Consider the following 26,742-nt stretch of genomic DNA (forward strand, 5'->3'; position numbering starts at 1 on the left):
TGCTTCACCGTAGATCCGCCGGGCGGCCGCGTCGAGCGATCCGCACCGGATGTTCAGCACGGACGGGCGGGGAGTGCGCATCCCGGCGCCGAGCGGAAGGGGGTGCGGGAGGCGCGGGCGGCTGCCTACAGTCGGACTGCTGCGGCCCGGTTCCGCGGGTCGGACGACGGGAGGCGCGATGCGCGGCGAGGCGACGCTCTACACGGATGCGGTGGTGACGGCTCCGTTCGCCCTCGCGGTGATCGCAGAGGCGACCGGCTCGCGAGTGGTCGGCGCGCGGACCGCGGACGCGCACGTCCCGCTCTACAGCGGTCCGACGAGCGCGCGGGTCGAGATCGCGGGGTTCGGCGACAGCGTGCCGGTCACCGTCGACGTGCGCGACGAGCGCGGGATCGACGAGGCGCGTGCGGCCGCGCAGGCGCTCGGGCTGGAGCTCGCCGCCTACGCGGGCTGGGAGGTCGTGGCCGGCTTCTGAGCGTCGCGTCGGACCCGGGCGAGGTAGTAGCGGCTGGGCGCCGTCCTCACGATCGCGGGAAGCAGGCGGTAGACGGCGAAGGTGCGCGAGAGCGCCCGCTCGAACCGCGCCTCCTGCCGTGCGGTCCAGTGGAAGCCGAAGGGCTCGCGGAGCGCCGCCGGGAGCAGGCCGGCGGTGATCAGGCGGAGGTAGGGGCCGAGCGGGCGCAGGTACCAGGCGGCGATGCTCGGGCCCAGCAGGTCGTGGGCGACCCGGCGGGCCGCGGGCGTGACCTCGAGGCGCTCCAGCTCCCGCTCCCAGTAGGCGTCGAACGCGGTGCGGGAGTCGGGCCACAGGTCCGCGGGCATCTGCAGGGCCGCGCCGACGACGACGGAGCGGCGCACGATGTCGTCCGCCTCCTCCTTGCTCAGCGCACCGAAGGCGCCCTCGTAGAGCTGCAGCATCGACTGGGTGAGCGTCGCCGCGACCCAGCGCTGCAGGTCCGGGTCGAAGGCCGTGTAGCCGGGGCCGCGCACGGGCACGTGCGCCCTGTTCACGCGGCGGCGGACGGCGCGCACGTCCTCGGGAGTGCCGTAGTGCAGGACGTAGAGGTAGGAGAGCGTCCCGTGCAGGCGGTTCACGGCCCGGTGCACGAAGTCGGAGTGGTCGGCGACGCCCTGCCCGACCGCCGGGTGCGCGATCTGGAGGAGGATCGCGCGCGCCCCCGCCAGCAGGAACACGCCCTCGCGGAAGACGTCCGGGGTGCGGGTGGCCGACGACATGGCTCCACGCTACGCGGGAGCGGCGGGCGGAGGAGGGGCCGGTGCCCCGGCGGGCGTCCGCACGGGAAGCCCGCGGCGGGTGCGGAGTAGACTCGGCGCGGCCCAGGGACAGTGCCGAGACTCCGGCGTCGTCCGGGCCACCTCGAACTCGAAACGCAAGCGCGCTCGGCGCGGAATGGGAATGCAGCGTGGATCTCTTCGAATACCAGGCCCGTGATCTGTTCGAGAAGTACGGCGTCCCCGTGCTCCCGGGCATCGTCGCCGACACGCCGGAGGAGGTGCGCGCCGCGGCGGAGAAGCTGGGCGGCGTCACCGTCGTCAAGGCGCAGGTCAAGATCGGCGGCCGCGGCAAGGCGGGCGGCGTGAAGGTCGCGAAGACCCCCGAGGACGCTTTCGCCGCGGCGCAGTCGATCCTCGGCCTCGACATCAAGGGCCACGTCGTCAAGCGCGTCATGGTCGCCGGCGGTGCGCGCATCGACCGCGAGTTCTACTTCTCGGTGCTGCTGGACCGGGCCAACCGCTCCTACCTCTCGCTCACCTCCTACGAGGGCGGCATGGAGATCGAGCAGCTCGCCGTCGAGCGCCCCGACGCCCTCGCGCGCGTCGAGGTCGTCCCCGGCCAGGGCATCGACCAGGCCAAGGCCGAGGAGATCGCCCGCGCGGCGAAGTTCCCGGAGGAGCTGATCGCCAAGGTCGCGCCCGTCCTGGTGAAGCTCTACGACGTCTACACCGGCGAGGACGCCACGCTCGTCGAGGTGAACCCGCTCGTGCTCACCGAGGAGGGCGACATCGTCGCGCTCGACGGCAAGGTCTCGCTCGACGAGAACGCCGGCTTCCGCCACGCGGACCACGCCGCGCTCGAGGACAAGGACGCCGCCGACCCGCTCGAGGCGAAGGCCAAGGAGAACGACCTCAACTACGTGAAGCTCGACGGCGAGGTCGGCATCATCGGCAACGGCGCGGGCCTGGTCATGTCGACGCTCGACGTCGTCGCCTACGCCGGAGAGAGGCACAACGGCGTGAAGCCGGCCAACTTCCTCGACATCGGCGGCGGAGCCTCCGCCCAGGTGATGGCGAACGGCCTCGACGTGATCCTCGGCGACGAGCAGGTCAAGAGCGTCTTCGTCAACGTCTTCGGCGGCATCACCGCGTGCGACGCGGTCGCCAACGGCATCCTCCAGGCGCTCGAGATCCTCGGCGACTCGGCCACGAAGCCGCTCGTCGTCCGCCTCGACGGCAACAAGGTCGAGGAGGGCCGCGCGATCCTCCAGGCCGCCGCCAACCCGCTCATCACGCTCGCCGCGACCATGGACGAGGGCGCCGACAAGGCCGCCGAACTCGCCGCCGCGTAACGGACCCGACGACTCAAGGAATCAGAGAACAAGCATGTCGATCTTCCTCACCAAGGACTCCAAGGTCATCGTCCAGGGCATCACCGGCGGCGAGGGCACCAAGCACACCGCGCTGATGCTCAAGGCCGGCACGAACGTGGTCGGCGGCGTCAACGCCCGCAAGGCCGGCACGACCGTCACCCACGGCGACGTCGAGCTCCCCGTCTTCGGCACCGTGAAGGAGGCGATGGAGGCCACCGGCGCCGACGTCTCCATCGCGTTCGTGCCGCCCGCCTTCTCGAAGGACGCCGTCATCGAGGCGATCGACGCCGAGATCGGCCTCCTCGTCGTCATCACCGAGGGCATCCCGGTGCAGGACTCCGCGGAGTTCTGGGCGTACGCGCAGGAGAAGGGGAACAAGACGCGGATCATCGGCCCCAACTGCCCCGGCATCATCACGCCGGGCGAGTCGCTCGTGGGCATCACCCCCGCGACGATCACCGGCAAGGGCCCGATCGGCCTCGTCTCGAAGTCGGGCACCCTGACCTACCAGATGATGTACGAGCTGCGCGACCTCGGCTTCTCGACCGCCATCGGCATCGGCGGCGACCCGATCATCGGCACGACGCACATCGACGCACTCGCCGCGTTCGAGGCCGACCCCGAGACGAAGGCGATCGTGATGATCGGCGAGATCGGCGGCGACGCCGAGGAGCGCGCCGCGGACTTCATCAAGGCGAACGTCACGAAGCCCGTCGTCGGCTACGTCGCGGGCTTCACCGCCCCCGAGGGCAAGACGATGGGCCACGCCGGCGCCATCGTCTCCGGCTCGGCCGGCACCGCGCAGGCCAAGAAGGAGGCCCTCGAGGCCGCGGGCGTGAAGGTCGGCAAGACGCCGTCCGAGACGGCCGCCCTGCTCCGCGAGGTCTACGCGGCGCTCTAGCGCCCGTCCTCCCCGCACCACCGTCGGAACGGACGGTGCCCCTGCTCCGGCGGGCGGCGCCGTCCGTTCCGTCGTCGGGGCGGGTCCGGCCGGAGTAGCGTCGCAGCGTGACCCGCCGTCTCGGACTCGACCTGCTGACCTTCGTGCCGTACCCGGAGGGCCCCGAGCAGCCCGGCGACGCCGCGCGGAGCCTCGAGGACGGGCTGGCACTGCTCGAGCTCGCCGAGGAGCTCGGCTACGGCACCGGCTGGGTCCGCGTGCGGCACTTCGAGCGCTACCTCGCGTCTCCGATGACCTTCTTCGCGGCCGCCTCCCAGCGGACCCGCCGCCTCCGCCTCGGGACCGCGGTCATCGGCGCCCGCTACGAGTCGCCCGTGCGCCTCGCCGAGGACGCCGCGACCGTGGACCTGCTCTCGGGCGGACGCCTCGACCTCGGCGTCAGCAGCGGCTTCGCGCATCTCTCCTCCGTCTTCGACGGGGTGTTCGGGCAGGCCGAGCGCGACTTCCGCGAGGAGGCGCAGGAGCGCATCGCGCGACTCCGCGAGGCGCTCTCGGGCGCCGTGCTCGGCGTCGCGGAGTCGGCCCTGATGTCGGTCCCGGTCGGCGCTCCGCTGGTTCAGCAGCCGCACGCGCCCGGCCTCGCCGACCGGCTCTGGTACGGGGCGGGAACGGTGTCCTCCGCGGTCCGGGCGGGCGAGCAGGGCATGCACCTGCAGGTGTCCACGCTCAACACGGAGGAGACGGGCCTGCCGTTCGCCGAGCAGCAGGCGGTGCAGATCCGCGCCTACCGCGAGGCCTTCGCCGCCGCGCACCCGGGGCGCACGTCGAGGGTGACGGCGGGCCGGATCGTGCTGCCGCTGCTCGACGCCGCCGACGAGGAGGCGCACCGCCCCTTCATCGAGGGCTACCTCGCGCGGATGGACGACGAGGGCCGGCCCCGCACGGCCGACCGGTCGATCATCGCCGCCCCGATGCGCTTCAGCCCCCTCCACGTCGGGAGCCCGGAGCGGATCGTCGCATCGCTCGCCGCGGATCCGGCGCTCGCGGAGGCGGACGCGCTCACGGTGACGCTCCCGGCGGTCGGCGGGGTGGAGTCGCACCGGCGCATCCTGCGCGCCGTCGCCGAGCGCATCGCCCCGCAGCTGGGCTGGACGCCCGGCGCTTGAGGATCAGCGCCGCGCGAGCAGTGCCCGGACGGGCCGCTGCAGCAGGAGCAGGAGCAGCCACCAGAGCCCGACCGACGGGACCAGCAGCGCCAGCGCCAGTGCGACGAGGAGCAGCGCGAAGGGCAGCAGGGCGGGCGCGAGCGGCAGGGGCCCTGCGCCGGGCCGCCTGAGCTCCGGGTGCCGGGAGAGGCGCAGCTCGATCAGGACCAGCGCCCCGCTCATCGCGGCCATCGTGCCGATGTAGAGCCCGATCGTCGCCCGCGAGTCCGGGAACAGCGCCAGCGCGCTCGTCGAGAACGGGAAGAACGCCAGCGCGGCCAGCCAGAGCAGGTCCAGCCACACCAGGGCGCCGTCGTAGTCCCCGGCGATCTCGAAGACGCGGTGGTGGGGGATCCAGAAGACGGCGATGACCGCGAAGGAGAGCGCGAAGGCGAGGACCGAGTCCATGTGCTCCGCGAGCAGCGCCGGGACTCCGCCGCCCTCCCGGGCGACCTCGGGAGCCAGCTGCACCAGCGGCAGGACGAGGACGGTGATGGCGATGGCGGCGGTCGCGTCCGAGAAGTTGACGAGCCGGTCGAGCCCGCGCTCCGTCCGGCGGTGGGCCGCTCGTCCTCCGGGGCGACCGCGGTGCACCAGGCGCTCGATCGGACCCGAGAGCAGGAGCAGCAGGAGCGCGAACATGTTGACGGCCGGCACGGCGACGGCGAGCACGAGGGCCGCGAGGAGGACGCTGATCACGATCAGCGACCTCGAGAGGGAGCGCCGCGGTTCCGCCCCCGGGGCCAGGAGATCCGGGTCGCGGCGCACGATGAGCTGCATCGCGAGGGTCGCCGCGCTCGCCGCGATCATCGTGCCGATGTAGAGCGCGATGACGCTGCCGTCGGTGTCGAGCACGTTCGAGATCAGGTTCGCCGCGAAGGGGAGCAGGACGACCGCGGCCAGCCAGACGAAGTTCGCGACGACGAGCGCGGGCGAGTACCGGGCCACGCCCTCGAAGACGGAGTGGTGGACCGCCCACAGCCGTCCGATCACGGCGAACGTGATGAAGAAGGCGGAGAGGGTGCCGTAGTGCCCGGTGAGGAGGGACCCCAGATCGGCCGCGCGGCCCTCCTCGACCACGTCGACCAGGGGGAGGACGAGGAACGTGATGGCGATGGCGACGACGGCGTCGGAGAAGTTCACGAGGCGGTCCAGGCCGCGCTCCGTCCGTGCGTCCGAGGTCCCCGTCATGGCTCCGACACTAGAGGGCCGGGCGGCGCGCCCCTGACCCGCCTCCGAGCGCGCCGCCGCTAGGCTCGTCAGGCCCATGAACCGGATCACCGTCGCCCTCCTCGCCGCCTTCGACGCCGCGCTGTCGGCGCTGATCGGGATCGCGATCCCGCTCGTCCCGCTGACCGTCCTCTGGGCCGTGCAGTACGACACGACGGTCGACTTCGGCGTGTTCTGGCGGGTCGCCGCCGACGCCTGGCTGCTCGGCCACGGGGCCGACCTGCAGGCGGCGCTGGCCCCCGACTCCGCCCTCGCCGTGGCGCTGCCCGGAGGCGCGGACGCCTTCCCGGTGACGATCGCTCCGCTGGCGTTCGCACTCCTCACCGTGCTGCTCGGCGCGCGCACCGGCCGCCGCGCCCAGGAATCGCCGTTCCGGGCCATCGGCGTCCTCGTCGCGATCGCGACCTACCTGGCGATCGCGCTCCTGGTCTCGCTCGGGTCCGCGGACCCGGCCGCCACCGTCGATCCCCTGCAGGGGACGCTGCTGCCGCCGCTCGTCTTCGCGCTGGGGGTGCTCGTCGGAGCAGCGCTCCACTCCGCCCGCAGCGACGAGGCCGACCCCCTCGGCGAGCTGGCCGCCTCAGCGCTCGACCGCGTCCCCGCGCCGGGGCCCGGGCTCGTCCTCGCCTCGCTGCGCGGGGGAGCGCTCGCCGCGGCGGGCGTGGTCGGCGTCGCGGCGGTGCTCGTCGCCGTGCTGCTGGTCGTGCACTACACCTCGGTCGTCGCGCTCTACGAGAGCCTGGGCGCCGAGGCGCTCGGCGGCTTGGCCCTCACTCTCGGGCAGCTGGCGTTCCTCCCGAACCTGGTGATCTGGGCGACGAGCTGGCTGATCGGCCCGGGCTTCGCCCTCGGCACCGGCTCCTCCGTGAGCGCGGCCGGGACGCTGCTCGGACCGATCCCGTCGATCCCGGTCCTCGCCGCACTGCCCGCAGGGGACTCGGCCTTCGGATTCCTCGGGCTGCTCGTGCCGCTGCTCGCCGGGTTCGCCGCGGGATGGCGGCTGCGGCGCGGCGTGATCGAGGCGCTCGACGGACGCTCGCTGCTGCGCTGGGGCGCGGCCGCGGCCGGCGGGATCGGCGTGGTCGGCGGCCTGCTGCTCGGGCTCCTCGCCTGGTTCTCGGCGGGCGCCGCCGGGCCCGGGCGGCTCGCCCAGGTGGGCCCGGACCCGCTCGTCGTCGGGGCGGTCGCCGCCCTCGAGCTCGCGCTGGCCGCGGGCCTGGGCCTCGCCGCGGGCCGCAGCCGACGCGGCTGACGCCGGCGGAGGCGTCCCCCTAGACTTGCGCAGTGCTGAAGTTGGTCGTGCTCCTCTCCGGCGGCGGATCGAACCTCCGCGCCCTGCTGGACGCCACCGGCGACGAGCGCTTCCCCGCCCGCATCGTCGCGGTCGGCAGCGACACCGACGCCGAGGGCTTCCGCCACGCCGAGGAGCGCGGAGTCCCCGCCTTCACGGTCGCGCCGCGCGGCTTCTCCTCCCGCGACGAGTGGGGCGCCGCCCTGCTCGGGCGCATCCGGGAGTGGGAGCCCGACCTCGTCGTCTGCGCGGGCTTCATGCGCATCCTGCCGCCCGTGGTGGTGGACGCGCTCAGCCCGCGGATGATCAACACGCATCCCGCCCTGCTGCCCCTCTTCCCCGGCGCCCACGCCGTCCGCGACGCCCTCGCCGCCGGCGCGACCGAGACCGGCGTCACCGTGCACGTGATCGACACCGGCGTCGACACGGGACCCGTCATCGCCCAGGAGAGCCTCGCCGTGCTCCCCGGCGAGAGCGAGGACGCGCTGCACGAGCGCATCAAGACCATCGAGCGTCGCCTGCTGGTGCAGACGGTGCTCGACATCGCCCACGGAACCGTCGACCTCGAGGAGCTCGCCCGCGCATGAGCATCACCGCCCACGACCCCAGCAGCTACGACGACCGCGACCGGGTCCCCGTCCGCCGGGCGCTGATCTCGGTCAGCGACAAGACCGGCCTGCTCGAGCTCGGAGCGGCGCTCGCCGCGGCCGGCGTCGAGCTCGTCTCCACCGGCTCGACCGCAGCGACCCTCCGCGGCGCCGGCCACGAGGTCACCGACGTCTCGGCCGTCACCGGGTTCCCGGAGTCGCTCGACGGCCGCGTGAAGACGCTGCACCCGGCCGTGCACGCGGGCATCCTCGCCGACCTGAGGCTCGCCTCGCACCGCGAGCAGCTGGAGCAGCTCGACATCGCCGCGTTCGAGCTGGTCGTGGTGAACCTGTACCCGTTCCGCGAGACCGTCGCCGGCGGCGCCGACCCGGCGACCGTGGTCGAGAACATCGACATCGGGGGCCCGGCCCTCGTCCGCGCCTCCGCGAAGAACCACGCGAACGTCGCGATCGTCGTCGACCCGGCCGACTACTCCGGGATCGCGACCGCCCTCGCCGACGGCGGCACGACGCTCGCCGCGCGCCGCACCCTGGCGGCCCGCGCCTTCGCGCACACCGCCTCCTACGACTCCGCCGTCGCCGCCTGGTTCGCCGGGCAGGAGGCGGCCGAGGGCGTCGAGGGCTCGGTCGAGATCCGCGGGACCCTGCAGCAGGTCCTCCGCTACGGCGAGAACTCGCACCAGAAGGCGGCCCTCTACGTCTCGCCCGACGGCACCGGCATCGCGCAGGCGACGCAGCTGCACGGCAAGGAGATGTCCTACAACAACTACGTCGACGCCGACGCGGCCGTCCGCGCGGCCTACGACTTCGTGCTGCCCGCCGTCGCGATCATCAAGCACGCGAACCCCTGCGGCATCGCGATCGCGAGCTCGAAGGCGATCGACCCCATCGCCTCCGCCCACCGTCGCGCCCACGAGTGCGACCCGGTGTCGGCCTTCGGCGGCGTCATCGCCGCGAACCGGCCCGTCACCCTCGCCATGGCCGAGACGGTGAAGGAGATCTTCACCGAGGTGCTCGTCGCCCCCGGCTTCGAGCCCGAGGCGCTCGAGGTGCTGAAGACCAAGAAGAACCTGCGCCTGCTGCAGCTCCCCGACTTCTACGCCCCCGTCGAGCGCGAGTTCAAGCAGATCTCCGGCGGCCTGCTGCTGCAGGAGCCGGACCGCTTCATCGGCGGCCCCGGCGAGGTCAGCTCCGGCTGGCAGCTCGTCGCCGGCGAGCCCGCCGACGCCGACACGATGCTCGACCTCGAGTTCGCGTGGAAGGCCTGCCGCGCCGTCAAGTCGAACGCGATCCTCCTCGCCAAGGGCGGCGCCTCCGTCGGCGTCGGCATGGGCCAGGTCAACCGCGTCGACTCCTGCCATCTCGCCGTCACCCGCGCCGGCGACCGCGCCCCCGGCTCCGTCGCCGCCTCCGACGCGTTCTTCCCCTTCGCCGACGGCCTCGAGGTGCTCCTCGCCGCCGGCGTGAAGGCCGTCGTCCAGCCCGGCGGGTCCGTCCGCGACGCCGAGGTCATCGACGCGGCCGCCCGCGCCGGCGTCACGATGTACACGACGGGGGAGCGGCACTTCTTCCACTGAGTGACGGGCGCGGAGCGCCCGTCACTCAGGTGCTTGTCTTCCCCGCCGCTCCTTGCGCGGCGGGGCGCGGTCGGCTCGGCGACGGGGTGCGTTCCGTAGAGCGGGGTGCGTCGCCGGTCGCGGGAATCGCTTGGCACGCGATTCCCGCTGAACCGGCTCTGCCTTGCGGTGCTCGTCTTCCCGGCCGCATCCTGCGGGGAGCGGTCGGCTTCGCGACACGGAGCGTTCCGTGGAGCGGGTCGCGTCGCCGGTCGCGTGAATCGCTTGGCACGCGATTCCCGCTGGGTCGGCTCTGCCTTGCGGCGGGCGTCTTCCCGGCCGCTGCTCGCGCGGCGGGGCGCGGTCGGCCTCGCGATGTGAGGCGTTACAGGGAGCGGGGGCGTCGTGGATCACGGGAATCGCTGGGCACGGGACGCCGCTGAAACCGCTCTGCTTTGCGGTGGGCGGCTCTTAGGGGGCTGCTAGGGGATCGACAGGCGGGGCGCGGGCGGGGGCGCGTAGGGTCACCGGGTGCCTTCCGACTCGACGCCCGCGTCCACTCCCGACACCCCGACCGCCGCTTCCACGATCGCCCCGAACCGGGGCCGCGCGCCCGGGACGGGCCGCCGGATCCTCGTCGCGCTGCTCGCCGCCGCGGCGACCGCGCTCGTGGCGCACCTCGCCAACCTGCTGGCCTTCTTCATCGGCAACCAGCTGCAGCCCGGCTCCATCCCGCAGGTCAACGCCTACTTCCTGCTCTCGAGCGTGCTCGGCTTCGTGGTCGTCCTCGTCCTCGCCGTCGCGGGGATGCTCGGACGCACCTGGAGCGCCGCCCTCGCGGGACTCGTCGCGGGGGTGGTCGGAGCCGTGTTCGGCACGCTCGTCCAAGCCAGCGCCACCGGCGAGGCCGTCACGGGCGCCGTCTGGGCCTCCATCTTCCAGACCTTCGCCGGACTCAACCTCGTCTTCCTGCTCGCGTTCACCGTCTCGGCGGCGAGCGTCGGCCGCGCACTCTGGAACCGCCTCCGCACCACGGGCGCTCCGGCCACCGTCGTCACCGACCGCCGCATCGCGATCGTCCGGGCCCCGGCCGCCGACCTCTCGGCGGGCGAGCTCACCCACCTCGAGCGCGTCCCCGTCGACCAGCAGCGCGCCCAGCAGCAGTGGGAGGCGTACGTCGACCTGCTCGAGCGGGCCGGCTGGGAGACGGTCGAGGCCGCACCGGCGCCCGGACTCGCCGACTCCGTCTTCCTCGAGGACGCGGTCGTCGTCTTCGGCGACCACGCCGTGATCGCCCGGTCCGGAGCGGAGTCCCGCCGCGGAGAGACGGCGGGCGCCGAGGAGGCCGTCCGCGCCCTCGGCCTGACGGTCGACCGCATCGAGGAGCCGGGCACGCTCGACGGCGGCGACGTCCTCAAGGTGGGATCGACGGTCTACGTCGGCCGCGGAGGCCGGACCGACGCGGCGGGGGTCGCCCAGCTGCGCGCGATCCTCCGCCCCCGCGGGTACGACGTCGTCGCGGTCCCGCTGACGAAGGTGCTGCACCTCAAGAGCGCCGTGACCGCGCTGCCCGACGGCACGGTCATCGGCTGGGAGCCGGTCGTCGACGAGCCGCGCCTGTTCCCCTCCTTCCTGCCGATGCCCGAGGAGCCGGGCGCCCACGTGGTCGTCCTCGACGACGACACCCTCCTGATGGCCGCCTCCGCTCCCCGGAGCGCCGAGCTGCTGCGGAGCCTGGGCTACCGCGTCCTCACCGTGGACGTCTCGGAGTTCGAGAAGCTCGAGGGCTGCGTCACCTGCCTCTCGGTCCGCGTCCGCTGACGGCGGAGGCGGGGGAACCGCCGGATCGCGGCGGCCGCTGGACGGGGCACATAGCCCGGGTATAGCCTTCAAGGCTGCCCGGAGCTCTCCGGCCCGGTGGCACCTCCCGCCTCCCCGCCCACCCGGCAGGGGAGAATCCGTCCTCGTCGCGAAAGCCCTCCGCCGTGTCCGCTCCCGCCCTCCCGTCTCCCGGCGCCCCCGCGCAGAAGCGCCCGAGCACGCTGCAGACGCTGCTGCGCCTCGTCCCCTTCGTCGGTGACTCCCTGCCCCGGCTGGTCGGCGGCATCGCGGTCGCGCTCGTGGCGAGCCTGGTGTCGCTGGTCATCCCGATCGTCCTGCAGCAGCTCGTCGACGGGCCGCTGGGGGACGGAGCGGCCTCCGCCGGCTCCGGCGACCTCGGGCCGCTGATCGGCCCGGTCGCCGTCATCCTCGTGCTCGGCGTCGTCGAGGCCGGTGCCATCGCGCTGCGGCGCCGGATGGTCCTCACCCCCACCACGCGGATCGAGGCGCGCATGCGCTCGGCGCTCCACAGCCGCCTGCAGGACCTCCCCGTCTCGTTCCACGACCGCTGGCAGAGCGGGCAGCTCCTGTCGCGGGCGATGAGCGACCTCAGCCTCATCCGCCGCTGGATCGCCTTCGGCTTCGTCCTGCTCGTGGTCAACGCGCTGACGATCGTCGTCGGCTTCGGCGTCCTCGTCTACTGGAACCCGATCCTCGGCGTGCTCTTCGTCGTGTGCTCGATCCCGGTCTGGATCTACGGGTTCGCGTTCGAGAAGCGCTACTCGAGCATCGCGCGCCGCAGCCTGGACCAGGCGGGCGACCTCGCCACGACCGTCGAGCAGTCGGTGCACGGCATCCGCGTCCTGAAGGCCTTCGGCCGCCACCAGCACGCGCTGGAGAACTTCGCAGGCCAGGCCGAGAAGCTCCGCGGCACCGAGATCGACAAAGCCCGTGCCATCGCCGGGATCTGGCTCGTCCTCCTGCTGGTGCCGGACATCGCGTTCGCGCTCTGCCTGCTCGGCGGGGTCTGGCTCGCCGCGGCCGGTCAGCTGAGCGTCGGCGAGCTGTTCGCCTTCTTCGCCACCGCGACCGTGCTGCGCTGGCCGGTCGAGTCGATCGGCTTCCTCCTCTCGATGACCTTCGACACCCGCACGGCGGTCGACCGCTACTTCGAGGTGATGGACAGCCGGAACACCATCACCGACCCGGAGGACCCCGAGACGATCCTCGAGCCGCGCGGCCGGGTGCGCTTCCGCGACGTCCACTTCCGGTACCAGGACGCCCCCGAGCGCTACCGCGACCTCCTCGACGGCGTCGACCTCGAGGTCGAGCCGGGCGAGACGATGGCGCTGGTCGGCATCACCGGCTCCGGGAAGACGACGCTCACCGCGCTGCTCCCGCGCCTCTACGACGTGACCGGCGGAGCCATCGAGCTCGACGGCGTCGACATCCGCCGGCTCCGCCGCGACGAGCTGCGCACGCACATCGGCATGGCGTTCGAGGACGCGACGCTCTTCTCCACCAGCGTGCGCGAGAACGTCCTCCTCGGCCGACCCGACGCGACCGAGGAGGAGCTGCTCGAGGCCCTCGAGATCGCGCAGGCCGACTTCGTCCACCGCCTCCCCGAGGGCCTGGACACGAAGGTGGGCGAGGAGGGGATGAGCCTCTCCGGCGGCCAGCGCCAGCGCCTGGCCCTCGCCCGCGCGGTGGCCGCGCGTCCGGCGGTGCTCGTCCTCGACGACCCGCTCTCGGCGCTCGACGTCGACACGGAGGCGCGCGTCGAGGCGGGGCTGCGCCGTGTGCTCGGCGACACCACGGCGATCATCGTCGCCCACCGCCCCTCGACGGTGGCGCTCGCCGATCGCGTGGCACTGATGGAGGAGGGCCGCATCACCGCGGTCGGCACCCACAGCGAGCTGCTCGCGAGCAGCCCGCACTACCGCTTCGTCATCTCGAGCCTCGAGGAGGACGAGCTGACCAGGCCCGCCGGGACCGAGCGCATCGGCTCCCGCCCCACGACGACCCACCAGGAGACGCGATCATGAGCACGCTCGGTTCCTCCGAGGAGCGCGACGACCTCAGCAGAGCGGAGTCGGCGGCCCTGCGCCGGCGCTCGCTGCGGCTGCTCGGCTCCCTGCTGCGGCCGCTCCGGCTGCGGCTGGTGCTCACCGCGGTCGTGGTCGTCGTCGCGACCGCTGCCCAGGTCGCGGGACCGGCGCTGATCGCGGCGGGCATCGACAACGGCCTGCCCGCGGTCCTCGCGGGGAACGCGGTCCCGCTGGCGGTCACGGTCGGCGCCTACATCCTCACCGGACTCGTCGGCGCGCTCCTGGTCGCCTGGTACACCGTGCTCTCCGCGCGGGTGAGCCAGGCGATCCTGATCGACCTGCGCAAGCGGGTCTTCCTGCACACCCAGAAGCTGAGCCTGGAGTTCCACGAGAACTACACCTCCGGCCGGATCATCTCGCGCCAGACCAGCGACCTCGACTCCATCCGCGAGCTGCTCGACTCCGGCATCAACCAGCTGGTGCAGGGTGCGCTCTACATGGGCTTCGTCGCGATCGCCCTGGTCTCCCTGGACGGCGTGAGCGGCATCGTGCTCGCCTGCGCCCTGGTGCCGCTCGCGCTGCTCACCCGCTGGTTCCAGAAGCGGTCGCAGGCGCTGTTCCGCGGCACCCGCGTCGCCTCGTCACGGCTGATCGTGCAGTTCGTGGAGTCGATGACCGGCATCCGCGCCGTGCAGACCTTCCGCACGCAGAAGCGCAACGAGTCCGTGTTCGGCGGGGTCGTCGAGCAGTACCGGCTCGCCTACAAGCGCGTCTTCGGGGTGTTCGGCACCTTCGACCCCGGGCTCGTGCTGATCGGCAACGTCACCGTCGCCGTGGTGCTGTTCATCGGCGGCGTCCGCGTGCTCGACGGCGGGCTCGAGATCGGCGCGCTGCTGGCGGTCCTGCTCTACACCCGGCGCTTCTTCGACCCGGTGCAGGAGATGGCGATGTTCTACAACTCCTACCAGTCGGCGGCCGCCGCGCTCGAGAAGATCTCGGGCGTGCTGGCGGAGGAGCCGAGCGTCCCGGATCCGGCCCGCCCGGTCGACCTGCGCCAGGCGCGGGGCCGGCTCGGCTTCGAGGGCGTCCGCTTCGCCTACACCGCCGACCGCGAGGTGCTGCCGCGCTTCGACCTCGACATCCCCGCAGGGCAGACCATCGCCCTCGTCGGGTCCACGGGCGCCGGCAAGACGACGCTCGCCAAGCTGATCTCGCGCTTCTACGACCCGAGCGACGGCGTGGTGGCCCTCGACGGAGTGGACCTGCGGCAGCTGCACCCGAAGGACCTGCGGCGCGCGATCGTGATGGTCACCCAGGAGGCGTACCTCTTCTCCGGATCCGTCGCCGACAACATCGCGATCGGGCGGCCGACCGCGTCCTACGACGAGATCGTCCGGGCCGCGCAGGCGGTCGGCGCGCACGAGTTCATCCAGGCGCTGCCGGACGGCTACGACACCGACGTCAACAAGCGCGGCGGCCGCGTCTCGGCCGGTCAGCGCCAGCTGATCTCGTTCGCCCGCGCGTTCCTGGCCGACCCGGCGGTGCTGATCCTGGACGAGGCGACCTCCTCCCTCGACATCCCGAGCGAGCGCCTGGTGCAGCAGGGCCTGCAGACGCTCCTGGCGGACCGCACGGCGGTCATCATCGCGCATCGCCTCTCGACGGTCGCGATCGCCGACCGGGTGCTGGTGATGGAGCACGGCCGCATCGTCGAGGACGGCACTCCGGAGGCGCTCATCGCCGGCGAGGGCCGCTTCGCCACCCTGCACGCGGCCTGGCGGGACTCGCTCGTCTGAGCGGCTGCCGCTCGCGACTAACGCCCTTGAGTCGATCCCGGCTCAGGGGCGCCAGCGTGCGCTGCGCACGTCGACGCGCCAGCCGCCCGGCGTGACGACGAGGGGCGTGCCCTCGCGCTCGTACTCCCGGCGGGCGCGCTCCTCGTGGCCGACCGGGGGCGCTCCTCCCGCGCGGACGACGCGCCACCAGGCGGTGTCGGAGCCGTAGCGGGCCATCACCGTGCCGACCGCGCGTGCCGCACGAGTGCCGAGGACCGCGGCGATCTCGCCGTAGGCCATCACGCGGCCGGGCGGGATGGAGGCGACCACCTCGAGGACGGCGGAGACGAAGTCGGCCGGCTCCGCTGCCTCCGGCGCCGCGCTCAGAGCGTCAGCGCCCCGATGTTCTCGCCGTACTGCGTCTCGCCGACGACCTCGAAGCCGATCCAGCGGAAGAACTGCTCCGGGCCGTCCTCGCCGGACTCCCAGATCACCGTGAGGGTGTCGAAGCCGCGGGCGCGCGCCTCGTCGGCGGTGGCGCGGACGGCGAAGGTGCCCACGCCGCGGCCCTGCTTCGCCGCGTCGATGTTGATGCGCCAGATGCAGCTGCGGAACTCCTCCGCCGCCTCCGGGTCGAAGTGCGCGTGGATGAAGCCGACCAGCTCGTCGCCGTCCATCACGGCCCGCTGCCAGGAGGCGCCCGGGTCGATCACCGCGGCGGCGGCGGAGTAGGAGACCGGCGCGATGAACTGCTCCTGGCCGGGTTTGAGGCTCAGGCCGTTCACGGCGGAGATGTTCGAGGCGGACAGCTCTTCCAGGCGGAGGTCACTCATGCCGTCACTGTACCGGCGGCGCAGGACGGCGGGCATCCTCCTGTCGGGCGACGTGCGCCGGCCCCGGCGCGGACGATCGAGAACTGTCTCGACATCGAGACAGTTCGGGCCTCGGGTAGGCTGGCGGAGGCCATCCGGAGCGGTGCAGAGCCGCCCGTCCCGCACAGGTGCGGGGTCATCGACACCATGGGAGAGCAATGTCCAAGATCAAGGTTGAGGGAACGGTCGTCGAGCTCGACGGCGACGAGATGACGCGCATCATCTGGCAGAAGATCAAGGACACCCTCATCCACCCGTACCTCGACGTGAACCTCGAGTACTACGACCTCGGCATCGAGTACCGCGACGAGACGGACGACCAGGTCACGATCGACGCGGCGCACGCCATCCAGAAGCACGGCGTCGGCGTGAAGTGCGCGACCATCACCCCCGACGAGGCCCGCGTCGAGGAGTTCGGCCTCAAGAAGATGTGGAAGTCGCCCAACGGCACGATCCGCAACATCCTCGGCGGCGTGATCTTCCGCGAGCCGATCATCATCTCGAACATCCCGCGCCTGGTCCCCGGCTGGAACAAGCCGATCATCATCGGCCGCCACGCGTTCGGCGACCAGTACCGCGCCACCGACTTCGTCTTCAAGGGCAAGGGCACGCTGACCGTCGAGTTCACGCCCGAGGACGGCTCCGAGCCGATGAGGTTCGAGGTCTACAAGGCCCCGGACGACGGCATCGCGCAGGTCCAGTACAACCAGGACGCGTCGATCCGCGACTTCGCCCGCTCGTCGCTGAACTACGGCCTCTCGCGCAACTACCCGGTCTACCTCTCCACCAAGAACACGATCCTCAAGGCCTACGACGGCCGCTTCAAGGACATCTTCGAGGAGATCTTCGAGACCGAGTTCAAGGAGCGCTTCGACGCCGCGGGCCTCACCTACGAGCACCGCCTCATCGACGACATGGTCGCCTCGGCCATGAAGTGGGAGGGCGGCTACGTCTGGGCCTGCAAGAACTACGACGGCGACGTCCAGTCCGACACCGTCGCGCAGGGCTTCGGCTCGCTGGGCCTGATGACCTCCGTGCTCTCCACGCCCGACGGCAGCGTCGTCGAGGCGGAGGCGGCGCACGGCACCGTCACGCGCCACTACCGCCAGCACCAGGCCGGCAAGCCCACCTCGACGAACCCGATCGCCTCGATCTACGCCTGGACGCGCGGCCTCGCGCACCGCGGCAAGCTCGACGGCAACCAGGAGCTCATCGACTTCTCGCTCACCCTGGAGGACGTGGTCATCAAGACGGTCGAGTCCGGGAAGATGACGAAGGACCTCGCCCTGCTCGTCGGCCCCGAGCAGGGCTGGCAGACGACCGAGGAGTTCCTCGCGACCCTCGACGAGAACCTGAAGGCCCGCATGTCGGCCTGATCTCCGGCTTCGGCAGACGCGTCCGGCCCGCACGATCCTCGGATCCTGCGGGCCGGACGCGTCTCCGGGCCCGGTGGGACGCGCCCGGCCGAGCGCCTCAGAGCGCCCGGGCGAGCTCCTCCATCGCGTGGAGCGGATCGGGCCCCGACGGCATCAGCACGACGCTCGACGCACCTGCCTCGTGCAGCAGGCCGATGCGGCGACGAGCGTCCTCGGGAGTGCCCACGACGGCCAGCTGGCCGACCCAGGCGTCGGGCAGGTCGCGGACGAAGGCGGCGCGGTCGGCGCTCTCGGCCCGCAGGCGGGCGAAGTCCTCGGCGAAGGGGAGCGGCTCGATGTGCGGCGCCCAGTCCGGCTCGCCGATCCATTCGAGTCCCGGCCGGACCGCGTCGCGCGCGGCGGCCGCGTCGTCGTCCACGGCGGCCACGTTGTAGGCGACGATCCGTCCGGTGCCGCCCAGGTGGTCGCGGGCCGCCGCGAGGTACTCCGGAGTGACGGGCTCGGCCAGGACGACCCCGTCGGCGATCCGGCCCGCGAGCGCCAGCGACTTCGGTCCGCGGACGCCGGCCAGCAGCGGCGGCACGACGGCGGGCGGCGACTCCAGGACGAGGCCGTCCACGTGCACGTAGCGGCCGGAGCGGTCGGTGCGCTCGCCGGAGAGCAGCGAGCGGATCGCGTCGAACTGCTCCTCGAGCAGGGTGAGCGGGCTGCGCGGCCAGACGCCGAGGCCGCGCATCCAGTGCGGCATCCCGTGCCCGATGCCGGCGTGGACGCGGCCGGGGAACAGTTCGGCGAGAGTGCCGAGCTCCATCGCGGTGAAGGCCGCCGTGCGGACGGCGGCGGGCAGGATGCCGATGCCGACGACGATCCGCTCGGTGGCGGCGAGCACCGCGCCGGCCTGGGCGATGCCGCCGCGGAAGCCGAGGTCCTCGACCACCCAGAGCTCGTCGAAGCCGAGCTCCTCGGCGCGGCGGGCGTAGCCGAGCACCTCGGAGGCGGGGAGATCGCGGGGGAGCAGGACGCCGACAGCGGTGTCGGAGGAGGAGGCGCGCATCCGGCCAGCGTAGGGCGTGCGGACAGGCGGAGGGCCCGCCCGCACCATCGCGGACGGGCCCTCGCTCGTCGTCCTACTCGGCGGCCGCCTCGCCGATCCGCACCTGCTCGGGGCGGGCGGTCGAGACGACCTCGATGCGGCGGGGACGCGCCTTCTCGCTGACCGGGATGGTCACCGAGAGCACGCCGTTGTCGTAGGACGCGGCGATGCGCTCGGTGTCGACGCCCTGGCCGAGGCTCAGCTGGCGGACGAAGGTCGCCGACTGGCGCTCCCGGGTGATCCAGGTGACGTCGTCGCCGCTCGCGACGGTGCGCTGGGCACGGATGGTGAGGAGCTGCCCGTCCACGTCGACGTCGACGGACCCCGGGTCGATGCCGGGGAGGTCGGCGGTGAGGACGTAGTGGTCGCCGTCCCGGTACAGGTCGATCGGCATCCGGCGGGGCCCCTGACCGGAGCCGAGGAGGGCGGTGGCGAGGCGGTCCAGCTCGCGGACGGGGTCGTAGGTGACAGCCATGAGATCACTCCATTCAGTCGTGCAACGAAGAGTTCCAAGAGTTGAGCCGACCCGGCTCAACGCGAATAAATTAGCACTCGCGGAGGGGGAGTGCCAACGGATCGGCCCCTTTCAGTGTCAACTTCGTTACCTGTTCGTAACAAAGCTGAGCAATCGAGTTCGTAGGGTCGTTTCTGTGTGGAAACCGATCCGGTTCCCAGCGAATGTGAGTAAGGACATCGATTGCCGATCCACCTGTCCCACCGACCACCCGTCCGCCGCGCTGAGAGGCGCATCCTCGCGGGCCTCGCCGTCCTCGGAGTCGCCGCGACCGCGGCCTTCGCCACCACCGGCGCCAGTGCCGCCCCTCTCGCCGGCAGCGCCTCGCTCGTCGGCGGGCTCTCCGTCGGCCAGAGCTTCGACGACGGCGACTACGTCGTCACCCTCGTCGAGCCCTCCGCGGCCACCTACCAGGGCAGCGATGCCCGCTTCGCCCGCACTGCGCCCGTCGACGGTGCGCAGCTGCAGGCCGCCTCGGCTCCGGTGGAGGACTACTCCGCCCACCTCGAGCAGCGCCAGGAGGACGTCGCCTCCGCGGTCGACGCCGCCATCGGCTACCACTACACCGTCGCCCTCAACGGCTTCTCCGCGACCCTCTCGGGCGAGCAGGCGGGCGAGCTCGCGAGCCGCCGCGACGTCGCCCAGGTCCGCAAGGTCGAGAACCTGAAGGTCGACCGCGCCGCGCAGGCCTCGCCGCTCGCCGCGGCCGCCGCCGGCACCCCGGTGCGCGACACCGGACAGCAGCGCTCCACCGACTTCCTCGGCCTCGAGGGCGAGAACGGCGTCTGGCAGAAGCTGGGCGGCATCGACAAGGCGGGCGAGGGCGTCGTCATCGGCGTCATCGACTCCGGCATCGCGCCCGAGAACCCCTCCTTCGCGGGCGCGCCCCTGGCGACCTCGCCCGGAGCGGCCCCCTACACGGACGGCACCACCACCTCCTTCGTGAAGTCGGACGGCGGCACCTTCGTCGGCTCCTGCTCGCCGGGGCTCCCCGCCTCCGAGCAGTGGGACGGCGACGAGTGCAACCAGAAGCTCATCGGCGCACGCTGGTTCCTCGCGGACGAGGAGGTCGGCTCGACGGACAACCCCGAGTACCGCTCCCCGCGCGACGCCGACGGACACGGCTCGCACACCGCGAGCACGGCAGCCGGCAACAACGGCGTCGAGGCGAGCGTCGACGGCTACGACTACGGGAAGATCTCCGGAGTCGCCCCGGCCGCCAAGGTCGCCGCGTACAAGGTCTGCTGGAACGGACCCGACGAGGGCACCGACGACGACGACTTCTGCTCCGGAGCGGGCATCCTCGCGGCCATCGACGCCGCGACCAAGGACGGCGTCGACGTCATCAACTTCTCGATCGGCGGCGGCTCGGCCACCTCGACCCTGACCGCGATCGACGAGGCGTTCCTCAACGCCGCCGCCGCCGGCGTCTTCGTCGCGGCCTCGGCCGGCAACTCGGGTGCGGGCGCCTCCACGCTCGACCACGCGTCGCCCTGGTACACCACGGTCGCCGCGTCCTCCATCCCGACCTACACCGCGACCGCCGCTCTCGGCGACGGCCAGAAGTTCGTCGGAGGATCCATCTCGGTCCACGAGGACGTCACCGGACCGCTGGTGAACAGCGCCGACGTCGTCCGCTCGGGCGCCGAGAACCCCGCCATCTGCGAGACCGGCACCCTCGACCCCGACAAGGTGAAGGGCACGGTCGTCGCCTGCACCGCGGGCGTCACCGCGCGCGTCTCCAAGTCGGCCGAGGTCGAGCGGGCCGGCGGCATCGGCATGCTGCTGCTCAACCCGACCCCGAACGCCCTGCACGTCGACGACCACTCGGTCCCGAGCATCCAGATCGACTCGCAGGCCTACCAGGCGATCACGACCTACGCCGGCACCGCCGGTGCGACCGTGACCCTCTCCGAGGGCAACTCGTCCGGAGCCTCCATCCCCGTCCCGCAGGTCGCCGGCTTCTCGTCGCGCGGACCCGCTGAGGCGGACGGCGCCGACGTGCTGAAGCCCGACCTCACGGCGCCCGGCGTCGCGATCCTCGCCGACAGCTTCAACGCCGAGGGCGACGACCCCGCCTTCGCGTTCGAGTCCGGCACCTCGATGTCGTCGCCGCACGTGGCGGGCCTCGGCGCGCTGATCCTCGGCGCGACCCCGAAGGCCTCGCCGTCCGCGGTGAAGTCGGCCATGATGACCTCCGCCTACGACAGCGTCGACCAGTCGGGCGCCGCGTCCGAGGACGTCTTCGCCCAGGGCGCCGGACACGTCGACCCGGCCGCGTTCCTCGACCCCGGGCTGCTCTACGAGAGCGGCACGGAGGACTGGATCGCGTTCCTCAAGGGTGCGGGCTACGTCTTCACCTCGAACCCGGTGATCGACCCGATCGCCGCGATCGACCCGTCCGACCTCAACCAGGCCTCGATCGCGATCGGCGCCCTCGCGGGCACGCAGACCGTGACCCGCACGGTCACCTCGACCGGCGCGGGCACCTACACCGCCTCGGTCGACGGCCTCGCCGGGATCGACACCGTCGTCTCGCCCTCGACCCTCTCCTTCACGGGTGCGGGCCAGACGGCGGAGTACACGGTCTCCTTCACCACCGGCTCGGCGGCGCTCAGCCAGTTCGCCACCGGCTACCTGACCTGGGCGAGCGCGGAGCACGACGTCCGCAGCCCGATCGCGGTGCGCCCCGTCCTGCTGGACGCGCCCTACGAGGTCTCCGGCACCGGCTCGACCGGCACCGGCACGGTGACGGTCACGCCCGGCATCACCGGCGCGCTGCCGCTCACCGCGAGCGGTCTCGCCGAGGGTGTCCTCGCCGAGGACGCCACCGCCGCTGACGGCCACTCGGCGACGCTCCCCACGGGGAAGTCGCTGACGACCACCGTCGTGGTGCCGGAGGGCGCCGAGTTCGCCCGCTTCGACCTCGACTCGCTCGACGACGCGGCCGACCTCGACCTCACCGTCACCAGCGAGAGCACCGACAAGGTCTTCACCTCGGCGACCGGCTCGGCCGACGAGCGCGTCGACATCGCCGACCCCGCTCCGGGCGAGTACACGGTCCAGGCCGATGTCTACTCGACCGCTCCGGGATCCTCGACCGTCACGTTCGACTTCCGCAGCTTCGTCATCACTCCGGAGAACGGTCTCGGCTCGCTGAGCACCGACCCCGCCGTGGTCGACGCCGTGCAGGGCGAGCCGATCGCGTACGCGGTCTCCTGGTCGAACCTGGCGGGCCCGGCCCGCTACCTCGGCCGTGTCGCCTACACCGACTCGGGACTCGCGACGCTCGTGAGCGTCGACGTCACCGAGGCGGTCACCCCCACCCCGACGCCGACCGCGACTCCGGAGCCCACGGGCACCCCGGAGCCGACCGCGACGCCGACGGCCGGCCCCACCGCCGGACCGGGGGAGCCCACCTCCACGCCGACCGCCGGACCGGGCGCGCCCGGCCACGGCGCCGGCGGCCTCCCGTCGACGGGCTTCGACGGCGGTCTCCTCGGAGCCGCCGCCCTCGCCCTCCTCGGTGCAGGTGCTGTGATCACCGGCCTCCGACGCCGCGCCCTGGCGCAGCGTGAGGCGGGCGCCGCGGAGTAGTCCTCCGCGACCGCCGCGAACGGCCGTCCCCCTGCTCCTTCCGGAGCGGCGGGGGCGGCCGTTCGCCGTTCCCGGTCGGGGAGGCGGAGACGGGGCGGATCGTGGTGCGGGCCGGGAGCAGGACCGGCCGGGCTGCGTGGGGAACGGCTCGAGAGGGGAGGCGGGAGGGGGTCGGGGGAGAGAGCGGCGATCAGGCGGGGCGGAGCACCTTCGACTGCGGGCCCGGCGGCGCGATCGGCCCTGGATCCCGCTGCGGTAGCGCATCGACGGCGGCGCATCGACGGCGGCGCATCGACGGGAGAGCGCAGTGGCGACAAGCGGCTGCGAGCCTGGACGACGCGTTCGGTCCGGGTCCGAGGCGGCGGCGAGCGCACGGGGACCGCGGTGCACCCTCGGGGACAGCGGTGCACGGCTCCGGGCGAGCGCCCCTCGGCCTGAGCGGCCGCCGTCAGGATCAGAGGGAGCGGCGTCCCGCGATGACGCCGGAGACGACGGCGAGGACGCCGAAGACGATCGCGACGACCGGCTGGCCGAGGTCCAGCCACGCCAGCGCGGCGGCGCCCATCACGAGCAGCTCGATCAGCGAGCGGCCGTAGACGTCGATCGCGAGGACCGCACGCGGCGAGAGGAAGAGCGCCCAGATCAGCGCGGCGACCACCGGAGCGCCGATGCCGAGGACGATGTTCCACGGGAGGTCCCACGACGCGAAGCCCCAGAGGGCGAAGGTCGCCAGCGCGACGAGCTCCAGGAGGAACCGGAGGATCGCGTTCGGGCCGATCCTGATGTCGGTGCCCGCGGTGTCCGCTCCTGCTCGATTCACGCCGATCATGCTAGCCGCCGGAGGTCAGCGGAAGATGATGGTGCGGGCCCCGTCGAGGAGCACCCGGTCCTCCGCGAACCACTTGACCGCCTGCGTGAGCGTGCGGCTCTCCTCGTCCTGCCCGATGGCCACGAGCTGGGCGACCGAGTGCGAGTGGTCCACGCGGACGACGTTCTGCTCGATGATCGGCCCCTCGTCGAGGTCGCTGGTGACGAAGTGCGCGGTCGCCCCGATCAGCTTGACGCCGCGGGCGTGCGCCTGCTTGTACGGGTTCGCGCCCTTGAAGCCCGGCAGGAACGAGTGGTGGATGTTGATGGCGCGACCGGCCAGTCGCGCGCAGAGCTCGGGGGAGAGGATCTGCATGTAGCGCGCCAGGACCACGAGCTCGACGTCGTGCTCCTCGACGACCTCCAGCACGCGCTCCTCGAACCCGCGCTTCGACTCCGGCGAGACCACGGGGCGCGACTCGAAGGGCACGCCGTAGAACTCGGCGAGGTCGCGCAGGCTGCCGTGGTTGGACAAGATCATCGGGATGTCCACCGCGAGCTGCCCGGCGCGCTGGCGGAAGAGCAGGTCGTTGACGCAGTGCGCGGCGGTGGAGGCGAGGACGAGGGTGCGCAGCGGCCGGCCGACGACGTCGAGGCGCCAGGTCATCCCGTAGTGCTCGGTGATCGGCAGCAGGGCGGCGGCGAACTCCTCGCGGCTGATCGGCGACTCCACCTGCAGGCGCATGAAGAAGCGGCCGGTGTCGGCGCTCGAGAACTGCTGGCTCTCGGTGATGTTGCCGCGGGCCTGGACGACGGCACCGGACACGGCGTGCACGATGCCCGGCTGGTCGGGGCAGGCGAAGGTCAGGGTCCAGTGGTTTCCCGCGGGCCGGGCGCCGGACCACGCGGCGTCGCTGCCCGTCGGACGGGTGCTCACGGGGGCGGGCCGGGGAGTCGCGGACGCGGCGGGTTCGGGCTGCATCCGCCCAGGATAACGGTGGGCACGGGGCGGTCCGCGCGCCTCAGCCCGCGTCGACGGACACGACGGCGACGGGTCCCGTCCGCCCGTCCGGGGAGGAGTAGCGGACGCCGATCGTGTGCCTCCCGGGACCGACCTCCAGGGTCGCGGCGAGGACGGGGGCTCCGGGAGCGAGGGACCGCACCTGCTCGCCGTCGACCAGGAGGTCGAGGCCGTCCGCGTCGGGATCGGCGAGCACGAGCACGCCGACCGCGCCCCCGCTCGACGCGGCCCGGGCGAGGAGCACCGGAGCGCGCAGGTCGACCGTCTCGGGGGCGCTGACTCCTGCGGCGGTGCGCGCCAGCACCGTGGTCCTGCCCGCGGGGAGGGGGAGCGCCGGCGCGGTCCAGGAGCCGTCGGCGTCGGCGGTGGCGGAGCCCACGCGGCGTCCGTCGGAGGCGTCCTCGAGGAGCACCTCGGCGCCGGGCGCGGCGGTGCCCCGGGCATCGGGCAGCAGCCGGCCGTCGGTGTCGAGCGCGAGGGTCGGTGCGGCCGGAGCGGGGGGTGCGGCCGGAGTGGGAGGTGCGGCCGGAGTGGGGGTCGTGACCGGTGCGGGAGTCGAGACCGGAGCGGAGGTGCTCGGCGCCTCTGTCGGGACCGGCGCCGGAGTGCTCGGTACGTGCGTCGTTGCCGGAGCCGGAGTGTCCGGTGGGGGAGTCACGGTCGGAACAGGAACAGGAACAGGAACAGGAACAGGAACCGGGACCGGAGTGCTGGGTGCGGGGGTCGGGACCGGAACGGAGGGCAGGCCCGGGCCGTTGCCGATCGGGCCCGGCGCGGAGCCCCCGGTCGTGGTCCCCGGCGGCCCGGAGGGGGCCGGAGCCTCGGTGTCGGCAGGGGAGGGCGCCGGTGCGGGGCTGCCGGTCACGGCAGGGCGGGACGGGGCGGGCTCGGCGGCAGGAGTCGGGGAGGCGGTCGCCTCGATCCCTCTCGACGCCGGTGCGCCGACGGGATCGTGGGACGGCTCCCGCTGCGGCGGGCGTCCCGTCCTCCCGTGGGTTGCGCGCGTCGCTCCGGCATCGTCCGACGCATCCCCTCCGGCCACGGCCGGCACCGTGCTCCTCGGAGCGGCGCCGGAACCGCTGGACCGCCCCGCCGGATCGCCGTCCGCTGCACTCGTCCGGTCCGCGGCCTCCGGGTCCGTCTCCGGCCGGTCGGCGCTCGCCGCCGCTCCTCCGCTCGACGCCGGCGCAGCCGCCTCGGCCGTTGCGCGCTCGTCCACCCGCGCGGAGGCGTCCTCCGCCGCCACGAGCGCGCCGCCCCCGTTCCCGGACAGCAATACCGCCGCCCCGACGACTCCCGCGATCGCGAGTGCCGCCGCAGCGGACGCGGCGACGACCACTCCTGTTCCGCTGCCCGCTCTCGACGCTCGGACCGCCGATGCGCGGACCGCGCTCGACGCCCGGACCGCGCTCGGCAGCGGACCGGAGGCCGCGCCGGAGCCCCCGCCCGCCGCCCAGGCGGCTGCGCCGCTCACCCCGGCGGTCAGCGGCAGCAGCACCGACGCGAGGCGGCGCGCAGTGCTCTCGGCCTCCGCCAGCGCCTCCCGGCAGGAGAGGCACCCGTCCAGGTGCCGGTCGATGCGGTGCCTGTCCCGGACGGGGACGCGTCCTCGCGCGTACGTCCCCGCTCGCTCGAGCACCCACTCGCACTCGCCCGTCGCCGAGGCGTCCGTCACGTGCTCCCGGATCCACGCGGATCGCAGCCCCTCCCGCGCCCGCACCCCGAGCGCTGCGACCGCATTGGGCCGCAGGCCCATCAGCGGCGCGGCGGCGGCGGGGGACAGGCCCTCCACCTCCGTGTACCAGAGCACCTCCTGCCAGCGCGGCGGCAGCGCCCGGAACGCGCGCGCGCCCAGGTCGCGCTCGAGGGCGGCGAGGGCGTGCGCCTCGGGATCGGGGCCGGCAGAGGGGAGGGCGCGGTCGGCCTCGTCGAACGGCCGCTCGTGCCGGTCCCGCCGGGCCCAGGACCCCGCGACGTTGCGGACGGCGGTGAAGAAGTAGGGGCGGAAGGCGCCCTCGGGTCCGCCGCCGCGCTCGATCGCCCGCAGGACGCGGAGGAACGCCTCCGAGACCAGGTCGTCGGGGTCGGAGCTGCTCGCCCACGCACGGGCCACGGTTCGCCCGGCCGAGGAGTGGCGGCGCCAGAGCTCGGAGACGGCGTCGGTGCGGCCCTCCCGGACCAGCGCGACGAGCTCCTCGTCGCTGCGGCCGTCGACGCGCTCGGAGCGGCGTCGAGGACCCACGGCGACGCCCTCCCTCCCGGTCCCGCGCCGGGACCGCCCGAGGGATCGTCGCACGATCGCGCGTGCCCGCCCCCGACTGGCGCGACTCCCGCGCCACCCGGCCCGCTTGCTAGAGTGAGCCCGCCGCGACTGGCGTTCGGATGGGTGACCATCAGGGAGCGGCACCTCCTCCGGGG

Annotated in this window: 21 protein-coding genes; 12 read left to right on the forward strand and 9 right to left on the reverse strand. The window is 73.2% G+C overall.

Features of this window, described 5'->3' with window-relative positions; translation table 11 throughout:
- Window positions 1–178 precede the first annotated feature (178 nt).
- Window positions 179–475 (forward strand): hypothetical protein, encoded by a 297-nt coding sequence (locus C5B92_RS01690; protein ID WP_104224926.1) that lies wholly within the window; start codon window positions 179–181, stop codon window positions 473–475.
- On the opposite strand, the gene C5B92_RS01695 is transcribed toward C5B92_RS01690, so the two are convergent.
- Window positions 442–1,236, reverse strand: coding sequence for an oxygenase MpaB family protein (locus tag C5B92_RS01695; RefSeq protein ID WP_104350026.1), 795 nt, complete (start codon window positions 1,234–1,236; stop codon window positions 442–444). The two genes, C5B92_RS01690 and C5B92_RS01695, sit on opposite strands and share 34 nt — an antisense overlap.
- Before the next feature lie 188 nt (window positions 1,237–1,424).
- On the opposite strand from C5B92_RS01695, the gene sucC reads away from it, so the two are divergent.
- The 3 genes from sucC to C5B92_RS01710 all read left to right on the forward strand — a co-directional run bounded on the left by sucC (window position 1,425) and on the right by C5B92_RS01710 (window position 4,676).
- Window positions 1,425–2,588, forward strand: a complete 1,164-nt coding sequence (gene sucC / locus C5B92_RS01700; RefSeq protein WP_104224928.1) for an ADP-forming succinate--CoA ligase subunit beta — start codon at window positions 1,425–1,427, stop codon at window positions 2,586–2,588.
- Between the two features lie 34 nt (window positions 2,589–2,622).
- Window positions 2,623–3,510 carry a succinate--CoA ligase subunit alpha gene (gene sucD, locus C5B92_RS01705; RefSeq protein ID WP_104224929.1) on the forward strand — a complete coding sequence of 296 codons (888 nt, stop codon included), beginning with the start codon at window positions 2,623–2,625 and terminating at the stop codon, window positions 3,508–3,510.
- 107 nt (window positions 3,511–3,617) lie between these two features.
- Window positions 3,618–4,676 carry an LLM class flavin-dependent oxidoreductase gene (locus C5B92_RS01710; protein ID WP_104256119.1) on the forward strand — a complete coding sequence of 353 codons (1,059 nt, stop codon included), beginning with the start codon at window positions 3,618–3,620 and terminating at the stop codon, window positions 4,674–4,676.
- Window positions 4,677–4,679: 3 nt separating this feature from the next.
- Here the strand turns inward: C5B92_RS01710 and C5B92_RS01715 are convergent, their stop codons facing one another.
- The gene (locus C5B92_RS01715; protein WP_181028714.1) at window positions 4,680–5,906 is read right to left on the reverse strand and encodes a TMEM175 family protein; all 1,227 of its coding nucleotides are present in this window, start codon (window positions 5,904–5,906) and stop codon (window positions 4,680–4,682) included.
- Window positions 5,907–5,982: 76 nt separating this feature from the next.
- On the opposite strand from C5B92_RS01715, the gene C5B92_RS01720 reads away from it, so the two are divergent.
- The 6 genes from C5B92_RS01720 (at window position 5,983) to C5B92_RS01745 (ending at window position 15,065) form a co-directional block, all read left to right on the forward strand.
- Window positions 5,983–7,197, forward strand: a complete 1,215-nt coding sequence (locus C5B92_RS01720; protein WP_104256121.1) for a DUF6350 family protein — start codon at window positions 5,983–5,985, stop codon at window positions 7,195–7,197.
- Between the two features lie 32 nt (window positions 7,198–7,229).
- Entirely contained in the window at window positions 7,230–7,823 is a 594-nt protein-coding gene (purN, locus tag C5B92_RS01725) for a phosphoribosylglycinamide formyltransferase (RefSeq protein WP_104256122.1), read from the forward strand.
- On the forward strand, window positions 7,820–9,421 hold the full coding sequence (gene purH / locus C5B92_RS01730) for a bifunctional phosphoribosylaminoimidazolecarboxamide formyltransferase/IMP cyclohydrolase (protein WP_104251068.1): 1,602 nt from the start codon (window positions 7,820–7,822) through the stop codon (window positions 9,419–9,421). Before purN ends, purH begins: the two co-directional genes overlap by 4 nt.
- 510 nt (window positions 9,422–9,931) lie before the next feature.
- Entirely contained in the window at window positions 9,932–11,221 is a 1,290-nt protein-coding gene (gene ddaH / locus C5B92_RS17775; protein ID WP_308471158.1) for a dimethylargininase, read from the forward strand.
- A 164-nt stretch (window positions 11,222–11,385) separates the two neighbouring features.
- Window positions 11,386–13,266 carry an ABC transporter ATP-binding protein gene (locus C5B92_RS01740; RefSeq protein WP_104256123.1) on the forward strand — a complete coding sequence of 627 codons (1,881 nt, stop codon included), beginning with the start codon at window positions 11,386–11,388 and terminating at the stop codon, window positions 13,264–13,266.
- A complete protein-coding gene (locus C5B92_RS01745) occupies window positions 13,263–15,065 on the forward strand; it encodes an ABC transporter ATP-binding protein (RefSeq protein ID WP_104256124.1) in 1,803 nt (600 codons plus the stop codon). Before C5B92_RS01740 ends, C5B92_RS01745 begins: the two co-directional genes overlap by 4 nt.
- A gap of 42 nt (window positions 15,066–15,107) precedes the next feature.
- Here the strand turns inward: C5B92_RS01745 and C5B92_RS01750 are convergent, their stop codons facing one another.
- A complete protein-coding gene (locus tag C5B92_RS01750; RefSeq protein WP_104238475.1) occupies window positions 15,108–15,431 on the reverse strand; it encodes an MGMT family protein in 324 nt (107 codons plus the stop codon).
- Complete coding sequence (locus C5B92_RS01755; protein WP_104224946.1) at window positions 15,428–15,877, reverse strand: GNAT family N-acetyltransferase; 450 nt, start codon at window positions 15,875–15,877, stop codon at window positions 15,428–15,430. The genes C5B92_RS01750 and C5B92_RS01755 overlap by 4 nt, the downstream gene beginning before the upstream one ends.
- Before the next feature lie 197 nt (window positions 15,878–16,074).
- On the opposite strand from C5B92_RS01755, the gene C5B92_RS01760 reads away from it, so the two are divergent.
- Complete coding sequence (locus C5B92_RS01760; protein ID WP_104224939.1) at window positions 16,075–17,292, forward strand: NADP-dependent isocitrate dehydrogenase; 1,218 nt, start codon at window positions 16,075–16,077, stop codon at window positions 17,290–17,292.
- A gap of 97 nt (window positions 17,293–17,389) precedes the next feature.
- On the opposite strand, the gene C5B92_RS01765 is transcribed toward C5B92_RS01760, so the two are convergent.
- Complete coding sequence (locus C5B92_RS01765; RefSeq protein ID WP_104256125.1) at window positions 17,390–18,346, reverse strand: LLM class flavin-dependent oxidoreductase; 957 nt, start codon at window positions 18,344–18,346, stop codon at window positions 17,390–17,392.
- Between the two features lie 73 nt (window positions 18,347–18,419).
- Window positions 18,420–18,860, reverse strand: coding sequence for an Hsp20/alpha crystallin family protein (locus C5B92_RS01770; RefSeq protein ID WP_104233909.1), 441 nt, complete (start codon window positions 18,858–18,860; stop codon window positions 18,420–18,422).
- Window positions 18,861–19,082: 222 nt separating this feature from the next.
- On the opposite strand from C5B92_RS01770, the gene C5B92_RS01775 reads away from it, so the two are divergent.
- Window positions 19,083–22,496, forward strand: coding sequence for a S8 family serine peptidase (locus C5B92_RS01775; RefSeq protein WP_104256126.1), 3,414 nt, complete (start codon window positions 19,083–19,085; stop codon window positions 22,494–22,496).
- Window positions 22,497–22,950: 454 nt separating this feature from the next.
- On the opposite strand, the gene C5B92_RS01780 is transcribed toward C5B92_RS01775, so the two are convergent.
- The 3 genes from C5B92_RS01780 to C5B92_RS01790 are packed head-to-tail and all read right to left on the reverse strand — an operon-like array spanning window position 22,951 to window position 26,566.
- Window positions 22,951–23,316 carry a YrdB family protein gene (locus C5B92_RS01780; RefSeq protein WP_104276971.1) on the reverse strand — a complete coding sequence of 122 codons (366 nt, stop codon included), beginning with the start codon at window positions 23,314–23,316 and terminating at the stop codon, window positions 22,951–22,953.
- A 24-nt stretch (window positions 23,317–23,340) separates the two neighbouring features.
- The gene (purU, locus tag C5B92_RS01785; protein ID WP_104247704.1) at window positions 23,341–24,285 is read right to left on the reverse strand and encodes a formyltetrahydrofolate deformylase; all 945 of its coding nucleotides are present in this window, start codon (window positions 24,283–24,285) and stop codon (window positions 23,341–23,343) included.
- 40 nt (window positions 24,286–24,325) lie between these two features.
- Complete coding sequence (locus C5B92_RS01790; RefSeq protein ID WP_146079246.1) at window positions 24,326–26,566, reverse strand: sigma-70 family RNA polymerase sigma factor; 2,241 nt, start codon at window positions 26,564–26,566, stop codon at window positions 24,326–24,328.
- Between the last annotated feature and the right edge of the window lie 176 nt (window positions 26,567–26,742).

Origin of the sequence: Rathayibacter sp. AY1A4 (genome assembly GCF_002930955.1) — a bacterium.
Classification (GTDB): Bacteria; Actinomycetota; Actinomycetes; order Actinomycetales; family Microbacteriaceae; genus Rathayibacter.